This window comes from Rossellomorea aquimaris (assembly GCF_000935355.1).
Lineage (GTDB): Bacteria > Bacillota > Bacilli > Bacillales > Bacillaceae_B > Rossellomorea > Rossellomorea aquimaris_B.
This window is the reverse complement of the sequence record NZ_JXZC01000012.1, coordinates 1-15,519: the sequence shown is the minus strand read 5'-3', so window position 1 is coordinate 15,519 and position 15,519 is coordinate 1. Positions and strand designations below refer to the sequence as shown.

Annotated in this window: 12 protein-coding genes, 9 tRNA genes and 1 rRNA gene; 3 read left to right on the top strand and 19 right to left on the bottom strand. The window is 43.5% G+C overall.

Annotated features, from left to right (window positions below; all coding sequences use genetic code 11):
- The first annotated feature begins 81 nt into the window (after positions 1–81).
- Entirely contained in the window at positions 82–855 is a 774-nt protein-coding gene (locus tag TV75_RS19015; protein ID WP_044340382.1) for a CAP domain-containing protein, read from the top strand.
- 166 nt (positions 856–1,021) lie between these two features.
- Positions 1,022–1,885: a LiaG family protein gene (gene liaG, locus TV75_RS19010; RefSeq protein ID WP_044340381.1), complete on the top strand. Its 864-nt coding sequence runs from the start codon at positions 1,022–1,024 to the stop codon at positions 1,883–1,885.
- A gap of 38 nt (positions 1,886–1,923) precedes the next feature.
- Here liaG and TV75_RS19005 read toward each other — a convergent pair whose 3' ends face one another.
- The 8 genes from TV75_RS19005 to sigW form a co-directional block, all read right to left on the bottom strand.
- Positions 1,924–2,655: a YqcI/YcgG family protein gene (locus TV75_RS19005; RefSeq protein ID WP_044340380.1), complete on the bottom strand. Its 732-nt coding sequence runs from the start codon at positions 2,653–2,655 to the stop codon at positions 1,924–1,926.
- Positions 2,656–2,842: 187 nt separating this feature from the next.
- Positions 2,843–5,041 carry an FUSC family protein gene (locus TV75_RS19000; RefSeq protein ID WP_044340379.1) on the bottom strand — a complete coding sequence of 733 codons (2,199 nt, stop codon included), beginning with the start codon at positions 5,039–5,041 and terminating at the stop codon, positions 2,843–2,845.
- A gap of 266 nt (positions 5,042–5,307) precedes the next feature.
- On the bottom strand, positions 5,308–7,110 hold the full coding sequence (gene glmS, locus TV75_RS18995; protein WP_044340378.1) for a glutamine--fructose-6-phosphate transaminase (isomerizing): 1,803 nt from the start codon (positions 7,108–7,110) through the stop codon (positions 5,308–5,310).
- Positions 7,111–7,669: 559 nt separating this feature from the next.
- The gene (glmM, locus tag TV75_RS18990; RefSeq protein WP_044340377.1) at positions 7,670–9,019 is read right to left on the bottom strand and encodes a phosphoglucosamine mutase; all 1,350 of its coding nucleotides are present in this window, start codon (positions 9,017–9,019) and stop codon (positions 7,670–7,672) included.
- A 25-nt stretch (positions 9,020–9,044) separates the two neighbouring features.
- Positions 9,045–10,286: a CdaR family protein gene (locus TV75_RS18985; RefSeq protein ID WP_044340376.1), complete on the bottom strand. Its 1,242-nt coding sequence runs from the start codon at positions 10,284–10,286 to the stop codon at positions 9,045–9,047.
- The gene (cdaA, locus tag TV75_RS18980; RefSeq protein WP_044340375.1) at positions 10,279–11,115 is read right to left on the bottom strand and encodes a diadenylate cyclase CdaA; all 837 of its coding nucleotides are present in this window, start codon (positions 11,113–11,115) and stop codon (positions 10,279–10,281) included. The genes TV75_RS18985 and cdaA overlap by 8 nt, the downstream gene beginning before the upstream one ends.
- A 234-nt stretch (positions 11,116–11,349) precedes the next feature.
- On the bottom strand, positions 11,350–11,982 hold the full coding sequence (locus TV75_RS18975; RefSeq protein ID WP_044340374.1) for an anti-sigma factor family protein: 633 nt from the start codon (positions 11,980–11,982) through the stop codon (positions 11,350–11,352).
- Positions 11,983–11,997: 15 nt separating this feature from the next.
- On the bottom strand, positions 11,998–12,561 hold the full coding sequence (sigW, locus tag TV75_RS18970; protein ID WP_044340373.1) for an RNA polymerase sigma factor SigW: 564 nt from the start codon (positions 12,559–12,561) through the stop codon (positions 11,998–12,000).
- A 168-nt stretch (positions 12,562–12,729) separates the two neighbouring features.
- Here sigW and TV75_RS21645 point away from each other — a divergent pair, with 168 nt between their 5' ends.
- Entirely contained in the window at positions 12,730–12,891 is a 162-nt protein-coding gene (locus TV75_RS21645; protein ID WP_082051360.1) for an aspartyl-phosphate phosphatase Spo0E family protein, read from the top strand.
- A gap of 136 nt (positions 12,892–13,027) precedes the next feature.
- Here the strand turns inward: TV75_RS21645 and rocF are convergent, their stop codons facing one another.
- The 11 genes from rocF to rrf form a co-directional block, all read right to left on the bottom strand.
- The gene (rocF, locus tag TV75_RS18965) at positions 13,028–13,930 is read right to left on the bottom strand and encodes an arginase (protein ID WP_044340372.1); all 903 of its coding nucleotides are present in this window, start codon (positions 13,928–13,930) and stop codon (positions 13,028–13,030) included.
- 410 nt (positions 13,931–14,340) lie between these two features.
- Positions 14,341–14,416 (bottom strand) — tRNA-Ala (locus TV75_RS18960).
- A gap of 59 nt (positions 14,417–14,475) precedes the next feature.
- Positions 14,476–14,548: transfer RNA gene (locus TV75_RS18955), tRNA-Lys, on the bottom strand.
- Between the two features lie 4 nt (positions 14,549–14,552).
- Positions 14,553–14,627, bottom strand: a tRNA-Gln gene (locus tag TV75_RS18950).
- A 66-nt stretch (positions 14,628–14,693) separates the two neighbouring features.
- Positions 14,694–14,777 (bottom strand) — tRNA-Tyr (locus tag TV75_RS18945).
- A 13-nt stretch (positions 14,778–14,790) separates the two neighbouring features.
- Positions 14,791–14,866 (bottom strand) — tRNA-Thr (locus TV75_RS18940).
- An 83-nt stretch (positions 14,867–14,949) separates the two neighbouring features.
- Positions 14,950–15,025, bottom strand: a tRNA-Val gene (locus TV75_RS18935).
- Between the two features lie 40 nt (positions 15,026–15,065).
- Positions 15,066–15,140 (bottom strand) — tRNA-Glu (locus TV75_RS18930).
- A gap of 19 nt (positions 15,141–15,159) precedes the next feature.
- Positions 15,160–15,232 (bottom strand) — tRNA-Thr (locus tag TV75_RS18925).
- Between the two features lie 2 nt (positions 15,233–15,234).
- Positions 15,235–15,309: transfer RNA gene (locus TV75_RS18920), tRNA-Asn, on the bottom strand.
- Positions 15,310–15,317: 8 nt separating this feature from the next.
- Positions 15,318–15,434: ribosomal RNA gene (rrf, locus tag TV75_RS18915) — 5S ribosomal RNA — on the bottom strand.
- Between the last annotated feature and the right edge of the window lie 85 nt (positions 15,435–15,519).

Below are 15,519 nucleotides of genomic sequence, written 5' to 3'. Positions count from 1 at the left end.
GGATAAGAAAGACGGCGAGAGTAAATATTAATGACTGTTAATGCCTTATAAAAGGTAATCAACACTACTGGAGGTTCACACATGAATAAACGCTTTCTTTCGATAACAGTCTGTGCCGTCATCCCGTTTATGCTGATGACAGCCTGTAACAATAACGATACAAACGATAACCTGATGGATACACAGAACGTGAATTACGATCCCGTTTCCTATGGTAACAATGGAAGGGATGGAATGTATGGGATGCAAGGGAACCAGCAACGGAACCAAACTCCCCTTCACCGTTTCATGGCCCCGATAGATCCAAATGGGGACTTACGCGAATTTACACATTTAGATCCGGGTGAGGAGAATGCCCCCGGTAATGATGAAGCCGGGCAGCCGAATCAGCCTGCACAAGAACCGAATACGGGTCAGCCTGAACCACCAACGGAACAGCAGCCCAAGCAGGATGCACAGACTTCTGATGCCAGTGGATTTGTGAAGCAGGTAGTCGATTTAACCAACCAGGAACGGAAGAAGAATGGACTTAATGCCCTGAAGATGGATGGAGAGTTAGGGAATGTGGCGGAGATGAAGTCAGAGGACATGAAGGAAAATGACTATTTCTCTCATACGTCTCCAACGTATGGATCTCCTTTTGAAATGATGGAGAACTTCGGGGTGGATTACTCCACGGCAGCAGAAAACATTGCCGTTGGACAAAAAACACCTGAATCAGTTGTGAACGCCTGGATGAACAGTCCAGGTCACCGCAAAAATATTTTAAACAAACAAGTCACTCATATCGGCGTTGGTACAGCGAAGGATCCCAGCCAGGGGATTTATTGGACGCAGATGTTTATCGCGAAATAAAGGTTAAGACCGGTCCCCCGAGACCGGTCTTTTTCTATTACATAGCCTTGACGCACTCCGCCTCTGGTCTGATTCAAAAATAATCCTATGGCTCATTGTGATGATGTGGCAGCTGAATTAAAATAGAATTATGAAATGGAAAAACAAACCAAAGCGAGGGGTTTTAATGAAAAATGCTTTTGCCGTGATCATTGCTCTGCTGGCATTAGGGACACTTTACGTCATCTTAAATGACAATACATCTTTGTTTGCAAAAGAAAGTCAATCGGGAGAGCGAATGGAAGTAACGAACAAAATAGATCATATTGATCTCAAAATGGAAGGCAGCGATACAGAAGTCATCCCTTCAGAAAGGAATGAAGTAAAGGTTGACATTGAAGGGAAAGGGACGATGACTTTAGCTAAAAAAGGCGACACCATCGAAGTGGCTGTAAAGCATAAATGGTATGAATGGATAGGATTCAACCGCAAATCAAACGTAACCGTGTACATTCCAAAAGAGTATGATCGAAACATGGAAATCGAGATAGGCTCCGGTAACTTACAATTTGCCGGAGAATCCGATGCGAATCGAATGCAGCTGAATGAGTTATCCGTGGAGATGGGTTCCGGGAACATGATTCTAGAAAACCTTGAAACGAATGTATTCGAACATGATGGTTCTTCCGGAGACTTGGTCGTGAATGCTCTCTCCACAAAAGAAGGGAATGTCGATATCAGCTCCGGGGATGTGGAGTTGTCGAATTACGAAGGCCCGCTGGAAGGTGACTTATCATCTGGTGAGTTAACGGTCTCGATGGACACGCTAAAAGGGGACCTGAATTTTGATGTAAGCTCTGGAGGTGTCAACCTGGATCTGCCGGAAGACGCGAGCTTTAAACTGAACGGAAAAGCAAGCAGCGGAGACATTTCCTGCAATCTTCCATTAAAGAATCAAAAGGTAGACGATGGGGACCTTACAGGTGTGGCGGGGTCCGGAAAATACGATATCACTGTTTCGGTTTCCAGTGGGAATGTGGATATATATTAAGAAAAAGAGTGTCAGGCTGTGTCCCGACACTCTTTCTCTTATTTATGGTGAAAGGGGCATTTGCCCTCGATCGGTTCCACATCGTCCCCAATGAAGTATTGCTTCCATTCACGGTGTTCAGGATCTCCATAATGACTGATATTCGGATGCTTCGGTAAGCCGTCCCACTTCTCGACACGCTCCCTTACTTTCTCACGGGACATGATGCCACCCTTTGACGTTCCCTCCAACCCTTCAAAGATCCTTCTCGGCTGGAAGCCTAATACTAAACTGTTCCCAAGATCTCGCGTCTTACGCTGCTTGTAAGCAGGAGCATTCCCAAACACGAAAAACGGCTCCCCGGCGAACGAAAACGCCCACAAATGATGATCCGGATCCTCAGGATAACCCTCAGGCCAAGCCTCCTCATCCTCACGATGAAGAAACTGCAGAATCCTCCAGAAATAATCACGGTAATGAGGGACGGACCTCTCCTCATCTTCCGGTTCCACAAACAAAAAGAATCCGTGTCGAATCAGCCGCTCACCCTCCGGTACATCAAACAAATCGATAAATTCTTGAATCGTTTGGGGAAGATGCTCCCAATTATCGTGACTTATATACGAATATCGAAGCTCTCCTTTTTTCTCTCCGGTCATACCGAAATAACAAGGAAACGTTCGATTTGTTACTACCTCGTGAAAGTTCTTATATTCTTCTATCACCCATTCGGGAACAAGATCAGGGTTTACCATATCTTCTTTTGTGAACAACAAGCTTTCGACTGCCATTTCTCCACCTCACCATTATATAAATGTATAGATGGTATGGTTTTCCCGAAGAATAATGGATTAAAACAACTTCTGACAAAAAATTAGTTAAATCGACTATTTATATACCACACCTCAGCCGTAATGACGCCTTGCGATAGTAAACGACCGAGTAAAAAATAACAGAAGGATAAAGCGATTTTCCGCTTTACCCTTCTGTTTTTATTTCTTTCACCTCTGCACCCAATTCCTCTCCAAGTGCCACAATCGATTGATTGATTTTCCACACATAGTAGAGGTGATGAATCAGATCCATCTGTGACTTCAATCTGCTTGGTGCCAGGGTTTCGATCTTTTCCCGTTCCTCACTTAAACTCCAAAAGACCCGTGCACCCTCATTTTCTTTTAGCAGCTCACGTAACGTTTCGATGTTATGAGTGATTTTCTCTTCTGTCTGATGAAAAACGTTATTTAGTTCATCCGAAACCTTTGCCGGTACTTTTCTATGGGATGAAGCCAGCAGATGCTTCGCGTAATAGTTGGTGGCTGTCAACACAGTGATCCAACGGCCGATGCCCGATCTTGTCATGGAACCCGGTCGTTGCAGAAGCGACTGTGCTTCATCCTTTATACCCTGAAGTTTCTGATCGAGATCAAATGCTTGATCTGTTAATGGCTTGCCTTCACTATTCGTAAAGGTCTTAATATAGGAAGAAACATATCCTCCAAGTTCTTCAAGAAAATCATCAAAAGCGTCTGCCACCTTGTCCTTCGTTTTCTTTGGAAATACAAACGCCGAGACAGTCAGGGCAATCAACGCTCCTGCAATGGTATCAATGACCCGCGCCCCCATCAGCTGCATACTGATTCCTCCCAGCAGCAGGTCATACATAAACGCAATGAGCATCGTAATGAACAAGCTCATGAGGGTATACGAAACCGTGAAAAGATAGAAGGCCAGGAACAGAACGACAAACAGAAGAAAAACTTCAAGCTCAGAATTTCCTGAAACGAGCTTTGCCGCTCCGAATCCAAGTATGGCACCGATCACCGTTCCTACCGATCGCTGGAAGGCCTTTATATAGGTTCTTCCTACTGACTCTGTACCAATTTGAATAATAAAGGTCGTTAACAGTACCCAGTAGGGCTGTGCAGGAGCAATCAGCTCCCCAACGATAATCGCTAACGTACCTGCAACAAGCGCTTGAATCGCCTTACGTGTGGAAGGCTTTAAACTCTTGGTCTCTTCTTCAGTCTTATCCTCTTTTTCCTCGTCCGAAGACTCAACCTTATTCTCAATTTTAATTACCTTGCTTTCTGAAACCTTCAACGATTCTTGAATCGTGATGGCTGCTTCCAGTACATGATTGGCAATGGACTCGATACGCCTTAGAAGGTACACCCAGCCTTTAGGCTTTTCTTCTTGATTCAACATCTCTGATAACAGCAGACGAAGGGCCTGGATGGCTTTTTCCGCTTCTTCAAGAGAACGGGGATCATAATCCTGGGCCAGTACCTCGGCATCACGGAGCGAACGGAGAACCCAAACCAACAAGCGTCTAAGCTCCTTAACCTCTAAGGCATCCAACTCCTTGAGCCGTTTTAAAGAATCGGTCAGCGTCTGAATCAACATCTCGGTATCAAAAACATAGAGACGCAATTGCGAAGGCTCGATACCCGGCCAAAGCTTCTTCAAATCGTTCTCATTGATATCACCGGCTACGATTCTTGCATACTCATTCAACCTTCGAACATTTCGATCGAGAAGCTTTCTCCGCTTACTACTCGTCTCGGGATCCTCGATCATCTTCATTAAAATCGTAAACGTCAAATTGGATTGAATATGAAATGAACGCATACTCCTTCTTAATACATGAACCGAGCCTTTAAATATAATGAAGTTATATAGAAAAGCGTACACTACACCAATCACAATCCCAATATAGAACCATGATAGATGCGCCACATCAAGTTGCAAAATTGAAGAAATATAAATCGACATAAATCCTGCCATTCCCATGGAAAAATACCGGATGGCAAATCGGGAGAAATAAAAAGCACTGAATATCGCTCCCACCAGCAGGATATTCACCAGGAGACTAAAATGGGCAAAGGCAGAGCCCACTGTAATTCCAACCGCTACAGCCACACCAATCAATGGGGTAGTGACCTTCTTTTTAGCCGTTGTGTCATCCATGACGACGAAAATCCCGAGCATCCCCACCATACCTGACACAATGGCAGGCGTAACCGCTGTGTGATCGAATAGTTTTAATAAAAATAGCATCGTAAACACAGCCGATATTAAACTGATCGTTGCCTTACCTGCCTGCTGAAATCTCTTCCGGCCCGGGTCTGAAGCAAGGAACCTTCCGAGCCAAACATTCTGTCTATGTAACTGTTTCATTAATCATCATACCCTTACTTTCACACCGTTTTTCACTCTCTATTATCGTACCCTTCCCAATAAAAAAGTAACCTGGACTGTGAAAGCAGCAGGTTACTCTATATTCGCTGGTGCACGAAGAGATCATGAATCTATTTGTATGATTATAAGGGTTTTACTTGGTTGGGTAAAGGAATGTGCTTGAGGTCATTGCTTCACCGATAAGCAAAAATAATAAAAAACCGGCTTGCCCTTAAAGGACTAACCGGTTTTAGTCTAATGAATCCTTACTCAACCGTAACTGACTTTGCCAGGTTACGAGGCTTATCTACATCACAATCGCGGTGCAGGGCAGCATAGTAAGAAATCAATTGTAATGGGATGACAGAGATAAGAGGTGTTAACAATGGGTTAACCTCCGGGATGACGAAGCGATCTTCTTCGTCTTCTAGGCCTTTCATGGAAATGATACAAGGGTTTGCTCCACGAGCGACTACCTCTTTCACATTTCCTCGGATGCCTAGGTTAACTTCTTCCTGTGTTGCAAGTGCAACAATCGGTGTACCTTCTTCAATCAGAGCGATTGTACCGTGTTTAAGCTCTCCTCCCGCAAATCCTTCTGCCTGGATGTAGGAGATCTCCTTCAGCTTCAATGCACCCTCAAGACCGACGTAGAAGTCCAGTGAGCGACCAATGAAGAAACAGTTGCGAGTCGTTGAAAGATATTCGCGTGCGATATCTTCAAACTCTTCTTTCGTGTCGCAAAGTGCTTCCATTGCAGTAGCTACGATACCAAGCTCTTGAACAAGGTCAAAGTCCTGGTTGTTTCCACATGCCTGACCGGAAACGTGTGCAAGGATAGCAAGGACAGCAAGCTGAGCCGTGTACGCTTTGGTGGAAGCAACAGCGATTTCAGGACCTGCATGAAGAAGCAATGTGTAATCCGCTTCACGGGATAGTGTAGAACCCGCTACGTTTGTGATCGTTAATGATTTATGTCCCAGCTCTTTGACTTGCACAAGTACGGCACGACTGTCTGCCGTTTCACCACTTTGAGAAATAAAGATGAACAATGGTTTCTCAGAAAGCAACGGCATATTGTAGCTGAATTCGCTCGCTACATGAACTTCCACAGGGATTCCTGCACTCTTCTCGATGAACTGCTTTCCAACAAGACCAGCGTGGTAACTCGTTCCACATGCAATGATGTAGACACGGTCCGCTTCTTTCATCGCGCCGACAATTGGCTCATCGATGTGAAGCTCGTTGCTCTCATTTTGGTACGCCTGAATGATTTTACGCATCACTAGTGGCTGCTCATCAATTTCTTTCAGCATGTAGTGTGGGTATGTTCCTTTTTCAATATCACTCGCATCGATTTCAGCGGTATAAGGAGCACGTTCCATTACTTCACCGATAAGGTTTTGAATTTCAATCTTCTCTTTTGTTACGATGACCATTTCTTTATCCATAAGCTCAACGTATTGATCCGTAACTTGAATCATAGCCATAGCATCACTTGCTACAACGTTGAAGTCTTCTCCAAGACCAACAAGAAGTGGACTTTTGTTTTTCGCTACATAGATCGTTTCATCGTTTTCAGAATCCAAAAGGGCAATGGCATAGGAACCTTTAAGAAGCATTAACGTTTGACGGAAAGCTTCCTCTACTGTGTTTCCTTCTTCAACAATCTTCTCGATCAACTGAACGATGACTTCCGTATCCGTATCACTCTTGAACGTAACATCCGTTAAATATTCACGTTTCAGTTGAGAGTAATTTTCGATTACTCCGTTATGAACGATTGTAAAACGGCCTGAATTACTTTGATGAGGGTGAGCGTTCACCTTGCTTGGTACACCGTGGGTAGCCCAGCGAGTGTGACCGATTCCTGTGTTGCTTGATACACTCTCATCAACGATACCGCGAAGATCGGCAATACGCCCTTTTTCTTTAAACACATGGATGCCTTCATCGTTTTGAACAGCGATACCTGCAGAGTCATAACCGCGATACTCAAGCTTTTCAAGACCTTTTAAAAGAATTTCCTTTGTATCTGAATTTCCAATATATCCAACAATTCCACACATAATTAATATATCCTCCCTGAACATACAAGGGGGCAAGAACTCTTTTGGGGACAACTTGCCCCCTTATCTCTGTTTGTCATTAGTATTTACATTGGTCGCTTTTTTCTTCCCTTTGTCCATTAAGTTGCCTCAACGATTTAAGGAAGAAACTTTCGGTTCGGTGACACATGCGAACCGGGAGGCATCCGCCGAATGCTCGATAAACCTCCACCTCGTCAACTAAACGATTCTTGTCGTATCCATCGTTTAGCCCTGGCGCTTTATAAAGATGATGACTCACTATCCACCTTTCCTTCTTGACTCATTTCCATTTAATTTGAAAAACGAAAACAAAATCATCATACACTAGCAGGTTTCCCTTAGTCAATAAAAATCTGATCAGTACAAGAAGTTGTTATCCCATTGTCATGTTCCCGCAACAGAGCAGTGATAAACCAAGTGGTAACAAACCTTCTCTCTTAGGACATCATTGGGGAAACTTAAGCCCCCGTTCAAAAGGACTCTTCTTATTAAATATGCATAAGGGGCATCTGTTGACCCCTTATGCACAAAAAATCAACTATTCATTTAAACCCATTTCTTCGTCAACCACTTGTACGATTTCATTTACATAACGCTCACAAAGTTCCTCTGTAGGCGCTTCTGCCATTACACGTACTAACGGCTCAGTTCCAGAAGGACGAACAAGGATACGACCATTTCCGTTCATTTCTTCTTCAACCTTTTCGATCACATTTTTGACGGTTTCGTTATCTGTTACATGATGCTTGTCTGTCACTCTTACATTCACAAGCTTTTGAGGGAACTTTTGCATTTCTCCCGCCAGTTCAGATAATGATTTACCGGTCATTTTCATAATGTTTACGAGTTGGATACCCGTTAACAGACCGTCACCTGTTGTATTGTAATCCAGGAAGATGATGTGGCCTGATTGCTCACCGCCCAGAGTATAGCCATTTTTCTTCATTTCTTCCACTACATAGCGATCGCCAACCGCCGTTTGAATGCTTTGGATACCGTGCTCTTCAAGCCCTTTATGGAAGCCGAGATTACTCATGACAGTAGAAACGACTGTAGACTGTTTTAATTGACCTTGGGACTTTAAGTATTTACCGCAGATGTACATGATCTGATCTCCGTCCACAATCTGCCCATGCTCGTCGATCGCGATGATCCGATCTCCATCTCCATCAAAGGCAAGTCCTAAATCTGCACCTTTCTCCTTCACCATTTCAGCAAGTGCTTCAGGGTGGGTAGATCCTACACCTTCATTAATGTTTAATCCGTTTGGTGATGCGCCCATCGTAGAGATATCAGCATCCAAATCAGCAAACAGATGAGTAGCAAGAGCAGAAGTTGCCCCATGTGCACAGTCTAACGCAATATGTAAGCCATCGAAATCTTCATCTACTGACTGTTTTAAATACTGCAGATATTTTTGTCCACCTTCAAAATAGTCACTGACTTGTCCTAAATCAGCTCCGGTCGGACGAGGCAGCCCGTCAACGGGTTGGTCTAATAGATCTTCAATTTCGTTTTCCTGGTCATCTGATAGCTTGAATCCATCCGGTCCGAAGAATTTAATGCCGTTATCTGCAACCGGATTATGAGAAGCAGAAATCATGACACCAGCCTGTGCTCCCAGCGCTTTCGTTAAGTAAGCAACCCCTGGAGTTGAAATAACACCCAAGCGCATCACTTCTGCACCAATTGATAGAAGTCCCGCAACAAGAGCCCCCTCCAGCATATGTCCGGAAATCCGGGTATCTCTTCCAATCAATATTTTGGGACGCGTAGCATCCTTTGTTAGAACATATCCACCAAAACGACCAAGCTTAAATGCTAATTCCGGTGTTAACTCTGCATTAGCCACACCTCTTACTCCATCCGTTCCAAAATACTTACCCATTGTCATTCTCTCCTTTTTACAGCTCTTATGCTGATGTGTTCTTTTCTTTAATTTCTACTTTTACTGTTTGCTGAGACAGGGTCCATTCAATATCCTCGGGCCCTTCTGCCACTATTTCCACCTCATGCTCGCCTGGTTCGAGCCCTGAAAGATCGAGAGCCAGTGAGAAATCATCTTTCGTCACTTTGCTCACTTGTGCATTCTCACCTTTCAACGCTACGTCTACCAGACCCTCTTCAGGAGACATGATAGTATACTCATATTCTTCAGCTAATCCCTGTGGTGTAATTTCAAGTCCTGAAAGGCTCTTTTCTTCGGTTGTATTGACATCGATATTCACCTTTACTTCCTCAGGGGCCACTTTATTTAAACCATCTTGCAAGGCAAGTGGTACCGCAATGGTTGAGTCCTTCGTAATCTTCGATAGATCAATCTCTGCCAGCAATTCTTCCACTGTATCCAATACTTCCTGTCTGCCAAAAATCGTTGCCTCTTCAGGTTCAACGGAAATCGACTCCAGGGTCGTGCCCTCAGGAAGGCTCCCATTTTGTTTTATGGTGACAGGTACACTTTTACTCGGGTTCGCTACCGAAACGGTCACCTCGACCACTTCCGGATCAATTTGGACATCTAATTTGTTATACTCACGGTCAAGTACTTGTACCCGGGCTTCCCTTGTCACATTTTCATTGATTTCTTCATCTAAATCAAGAGTTGCAATGACATATGCAATTTGTTCTACTTCATCCTTTGAGCCCGTCACTTTCACTGTTTTTGGATCCACAGCAAGACCTTCTGCTTCATACCCATTGGATAAAATACTTTCATTGAATTGAGGTTCAACTGTAAATTCTTCTGTGACCTTTTCTTGAACCGATATATTGACAAAGTCCGGATCGAGTTTGACATCAAGTTTCTCGGAAATATTATCAATCTGAATTTCAACCTGATGCTCACCGATTCCGATATCATTCAAATCCACGTAGACTCTGAAATCCTTCACTTGTTTAGCCTGTTGTACGATCGCCCTGGATCCTTCCACCGTTACATTCACCGTATCAGGCAAGCCGCTTACTTCTAAATTCTCACGATCATAGAAAACTTCAAGCGGGACGTCCTGGATCGTTTCAATCGCATTTTGAGAGTTGCCGTTATTATTGCTAGCCGTCTTCTGTATTTCATCAAAGTTAACGGATAGATAGAGAATGAATGCTAACATCAGTCCGACAATTCGCATGAACCAACGACTTTCCATGAATTTATCCATTATCTTTCTTCCCCCTAAAGCTCCATTTCGTTGAGGAAGCATTCGTCTTATCGCCGATGAGCTCTACCGTAAGAATTTCCCTGAAGCGCTCCAAAGAGAGGTCGCGATGTAACTCTCCATTTTTCGTAATGGAGATAGCTCCCGTTTCTTCTGATACAACAATTGTAATACTATCTGTTACTTCACTGACGCCAAGTGCCGCCCGGTGTCTTGTGCCCAATTCTTTTGAAATAAAAGGGCTTTCCGATAATGGAAGATAACACGCCGCTGCAGCAATTTGATTTTTTTGAATGATAACAGCTCCATCATGAAGAGGTGTATTAGGGATAAAGATATTGATCAGCAATTGAGATGTAATCTTGGCATCCAGTGGAATACCTGTTTCAATATAATCACTCATTCCTGTTTCCCGCTCAAGGGTAAGGAGGGCACCGATTCGACGCTTTGCCATATAACTTACGGCCTTCGTCATTGATTCAATCATCTGCTCCTGCTCTTCTTCTTCCTGAAGTCCGGACCTCGAGAATAAACGTCCCCTTCCGAGTTGTTCAAGGGCCCTGCGGAGCTCAGGCTGGAAAATGATGATAATCGCCAGGAACCCCCATGTAAGGGCTTGTTCCATCATCCAGCCCAGAGTATCCAATCCGAAGATACTACTAAGACCTCTCACAATGATAATGACAAAAATACCTTTTAATAATTGTACTGCTTTCGTTCCTTTTATCAGCATGATCAGTTTATAGATTACAAACCATACTACGAGTATATCTACAATATCAGAGACATAATCCAGCGCGGAGTAATCCGAAAAAATATTGATAAACGGCATATTACATCCTCCAATAGCTTAATCGAAAGCGTAAGCCGCCATGTGTGGCTTCTCCATTTTCGTAACGTTCCCATTATAGCACATTTTTTAACTGTCAAATGAAAGACACCCACGGCTTCATGATTCTTTCTTTTCTATTCATGAACTCACGTTTTTGCATGAAAAAACTGACACAAAAACAAAAGTGTCAGCCCTTTAGGGACGGACCTTACATTCCATCCCCTCTATTTTATCCTACTTTTCTTCAAGTTGCGAATTTCCCCAATCTAACGTGTCTTTAGCCCCTTTTTTGATCTGGTACCAAAGCCACTCGAATGCCTCATCGATTTCATGGATTTCTCCCGTTACGCTCCCTGCAGAAGCCAAGTACTGCTTTCCATTGATGACCGTGACATTCCCTGTTACTTTTCCTTCTATTTTCACATCGCCATTTCGAACCGTCAGATCTCCATTTACGACTTCACCTTCAGGTACGACAACCGTATGATCCTGAACGACTAATTTAGCATTTTTAGTAAAAGAGAAAGCCTGATCATCATTCCAGGAAGTGAGGAAACTCCCGGTCATGAAGAACAGGAATAGTGCAGCAGCCGTGAGTAGCGGGTGGTGCCTGAACCATCTCTTTACACCCACCTTCTTCTTCTCTTTCGGTAATCTTGACATGACTTTATCCGTAAAGTCTGTAGAAGCACTGATGTGAGATGTGCTCTGTACAAACGCAATCGCTTTTTTCAACTCATGGAAGTGGTGCTGACACTCACTGCATTCCTGCAAATGATGTTTCAACGTTTCCTCTTCTTCTCTATTTAAATCTCCATCTAAATAATCATGCATATACCCGATGATTTCTTCAGGACAAGGCTTCATGTTCACTCACCCTCTCTACAGTGATCTTAATTGTTTACGGAGAGCTTCCCGCCCTCTATGTACTCTTGTTTTAACCGTTCCCAGGGGTAGATCCAATATCTCACTGATTTCTTGAAGAGGAAGCTCTTCAATATATTTTAAAACAATGACCGATCGATATTTCTCGGGTAACTTGGAAATTTCCTTCTGAATGGTTTCCTGCAGCTCCATATTCTCCACTTCATCTTCCGGAAGCTGAACATCCGCTGCCACCTGTGAATACATCGTCAGACCCTCAGTCCCTGCTACCTCTGCATCTAAGAAATAATCCGGCTTCTTCTTCCGGATCCGGTCGATACATAGATTCGTCGCTATCCGAAAGAGCCAAGTAGAAAACTTTCTCTTTTGATTGAAGGTTTCAATATTTACATATGCCCTGATAAAAGCCTCTTGAGCAATATCCTCTGCCTCATGACGATTACCAAGCATCCGGTAGCAAATTTGAAACACTTTATCCTTATAAAGCTCGACTAATTCTGCAAATGCGTTCTGATCACCTTTCAACACTTGTTTTATCCGCTTTTTCACTAATGCTTCCATTTCACAACCTCCGCTCTATGCGGCTATATTTATATACGTAACACCCTATCAAAAGGTTTCAAATTTTTTATATTACTATCCTAACAAATTTTCCAGGAAAAATGTTTACAATTATTAGAAAAAGGGTATAAAGGAACTAATTATTTCTATTTGTAGGAGGATCTCGAAATGAGGGGAAGAATGAATGAGTTATTATTTCAAATTGAAGACTGCCGTCGCCAAATGGTCGAGCTAGCATTAAAGTCTTCCTTTGCCGATGAGCAAGTTGTTGATTTGAGTACTCGTCTTGACGATCTATTAAATCAATACCAAGTGGTAAAACACCATTGAAGAGAAATAGATGAAGGCTGAGAACCTTGAAGGGTTCTCAGCCTTTTTTGATTTATTCACTCTCACAAGTCACCCCGGACAACCTTAAAATATTCTACCGTCCTTTATGTGGGAAGCATTGCGAGAACAGAATGAATTATAGTAATTTCTCTCCAAGCAGGGATCCCATCAACGCTACAGCTACAGTAGCCGTTTTATTCTTTTCATCCAGAATAGGATTAACTTCTACAAATTCCGCAGATGTAATAATTCCTGCTTCTTGTAGCATCTCCATTGCCAAATGACTCTCACGGTAGCTTATCCCCCCAAGAACAGGAGTCCCTACCCCAGGAGCATCGCTAGGATCCAATCCATCTAAATCAAGAGATAAATGAACGCCATCCGTCTTACTCTTCAAGTAATCAATGGACTCTTCCATTACCTTCGTCATACCAAGGCGATCGATTTCATGCATCGTATATACTTTAATGCCTTTTTCTTTAATTAACTCTCTTTCTCCTTCATCTAAAGAACGAGCTCCAATGATGACAATGTTTTCAGGCTTAATCTTTGGTGAGTTCTGCCCGATACTTGTCAAATCTTCATGGCCGATACCCAGGCTCACCGCAAGAGGCATGCCATGAATATTACCTGACGGAGACGTATCCCCTGTATTCAAATCACCATGTGCGTCATACCAAATCACACCTAAATTCTCATAGTGAGGAGAAACGCCAGCCAATGTTCCGATCGCAATACTGTGGTCTCCACCAAAGATCAATGGGAAATCTCCACTCCCGATAACATCATTCACCTTACCAGCCAACGTCTCACTGGCTTCAGCAACCGCTTTCAAATTACGCAGGTTCGTATCAGGATTATTATGTACACGCTCTGCCTGGCCAATCTCGATGTCCCCTAAGTCCTTAATCTCATACCCAAGGTTTTCAAGACGCTCAACGATTCCGGCGTAACGGATAGCACTCGGCCCCATATCCACGCCTCTGCGCATTTGACCTAAATCCATCGGTACACCAATAATAGAAATGTTTTTCTTCATGAAAAATTCCCCCAATTCGAAATTTATTTACTCCTCTATTTTATCCATACAATAAGCCATGGTTCAACTGGACAGGATTGTGTATATATATGCGTGTGTAGAGGTATTAAAGGTGGAATGGTGTAAGATTATGTAGACGTTTTTTGGACGAGGATGCCAGTGGGGGAAATTGATATTGATTCGTGGTCCGGGGTAAAGGGCGATTTGAAAATACGGGAAAGTCGATAATAAATTAAGCAATCCTTTAAACCGACGCCTAAATAGTAGCATTTAATACCCATTCTATCTTCACACACAAAAAAACCTCAAATCTCCTAAAAGATTCAAGGTTTAATCATGTCGTATGTATGGTTAGTTTACTTCGCTCACGCTTCGTAAACGGAAAGATATTTTGCTCTCGCAAAAATCTTTGGTGGAGCCTAGCGGGATCGAACCGCTGACCTCCTGCGTGCAAAGCAGGCGCTCTCCCAGCTGAGCTAAGGCCCCATCATGTGATTAAGATTATAGAGAAATTCTCACACCATGCGATGTGAGAAAATGTGTGATGAGCCATGAAGGACTCGAACCTTCGACCCTCTGATTAAAAGTCAGATGCTCTACCAACTGAGCTAATGGCTCGTAATGGCTGGGCTAGCTGGATTCGAACCAACGCATGTCGCAGTCAAAGTGCGATGCCTTACCGCTTGGCTATAGCCCAATAATTACTCTAATGGCATAAAAAAGGGACATTTATAGGATGTCCATTTTACACTTAAATATACAGTGGTGGAGGGGGGCAGATTCGAACTGCCGAACCCGAAGGAGCGGATTTACAGTCCGCCGCGTTTAGCCACTTCGCTACCCCTCCAGCTAAAAAAACATGGTGCCGGCAAGAGGACTTGAACCCCCAACCTACTGATTACAAGTCAGTTGCTCTACCAGTTGAGCTACACCGGCATATTGAATTTAAAAAGTGTTTAAGGAAAGACATTTTGCTGTCGCAAATTCAATGAAGTTTATTTTACTTTCGTAAAAAAACTTGGTGGAGGATGACGGGATCGAACCGCCGACCCTCTGCTTGTAAGGCAGATGCTCTCCCAGCTGAGCTAATCCTCCAATATGTAATGGTTAGTTATTTTGCTTGCGCAAAAAACTTTGGTGACCCATACGGGATTCGAACCCGTGTTACCGCCGTGAAAGGGCGGTGTCTTAACCGCTTGACCAATGGGCCATTCAAATAAAAATATAAAAGCTTCCAACCGGGCTCGAACCGGTGACCTCTTCCTTACCATGGAAGCACTCTACCTGCTGAGCTATGGAAGCAATGGCTCCGCAGGCAAGATTCGAACTTGCGACCGATCGGTTAACAGCCGATAGCTCTACCACTGAGCTACTGCGGAATAATATAGCCTGGCGACGTCCTACTCTCACAGGGGGAGATCCCCCAACTACCATCGGCGCTGAAGAGCTTAACTTCCGTGTTCGGCATGGGAACGGGTGTGACCTCTTCGCCATTATCACCAGACATATTGCTTACAATGACAAATACTATTATATAATATTTTCAGTGTTTTTCAAGGGGTAAATTAAAATTTATTCCCTGAAAACTA

What these genes read in the sequence shown, in the direction of transcription:
- sigW (WP_044340373.1), bottom strand. Translation starts at nt 12,561, where the DNA reads ATGGAAGCATTAGTGAAAAAGCGGATAAAACAAGTGTTGAAAGGTGAT.
- cdaA (WP_044340375.1), bottom strand. Translation starts at nt 11,115, where the DNA reads ATGCCGTTTATCAATATTTTTTCGGATTACTCCGCGCTGGATTATGTC.
- TV75_RS19005 (WP_044340380.1), bottom strand. Translation starts at nt 2,655, where the DNA reads ATGGCAGTCGAAAGCTTGTTGTTCACAAAAGAAGATATGGTAAACCCT.
- glmM (WP_044340377.1), bottom strand. Translation starts at nt 9,019, where the DNA reads ATGGGTAAGTATTTTGGAACGGATGGAGTAAGAGGTGTGGCTAATGCA.
- glmS (WP_044340378.1), bottom strand. Translation starts at nt 7,110, where the DNA reads ATGTGTGGAATTGTTGGATATATTGGAAATTCAGATACAAAGGAAATT.
- TV75_RS19015 (WP_044340382.1), top strand. Translation starts at nt 82, where the DNA reads ATGAATAAACGCTTTCTTTCGATAACAGTCTGTGCCGTCATCCCGTTT.
- rocF (WP_044340372.1), bottom strand. Translation starts at nt 13,930, where the DNA reads ATGAAGAAAAACATTTCTATTATTGGTGTACCGATGGATTTAGGTCAA.
- TV75_RS18975 (WP_044340374.1), bottom strand. Translation starts at nt 11,982, where the DNA reads ATGAAGCCTTGTCCTGAAGAAATCATCGGGTATATGCATGATTATTTA.
- TV75_RS18985 (WP_044340376.1), bottom strand. Translation starts at nt 10,286, where the DNA reads ATGGATAAATTCATGGAAAGTCGTTGGTTCATGCGAATTGTCGGACTG.
- TV75_RS21645 (WP_082051360.1), top strand. Translation starts at nt 12,730, where the DNA reads ATGAGGGGAAGAATGAATGAGTTATTATTTCAAATTGAAGACTGCCGT.
- TV75_RS19000 (WP_044340379.1), bottom strand. Translation starts at nt 5,041, where the DNA reads ATGAAACAGTTACATAGACAGAATGTTTGGCTCGGAAGGTTCCTTGCT.
- liaG (WP_044340381.1), top strand. Translation starts at nt 1,022, where the DNA reads ATGAAAAATGCTTTTGCCGTGATCATTGCTCTGCTGGCATTAGGGACA.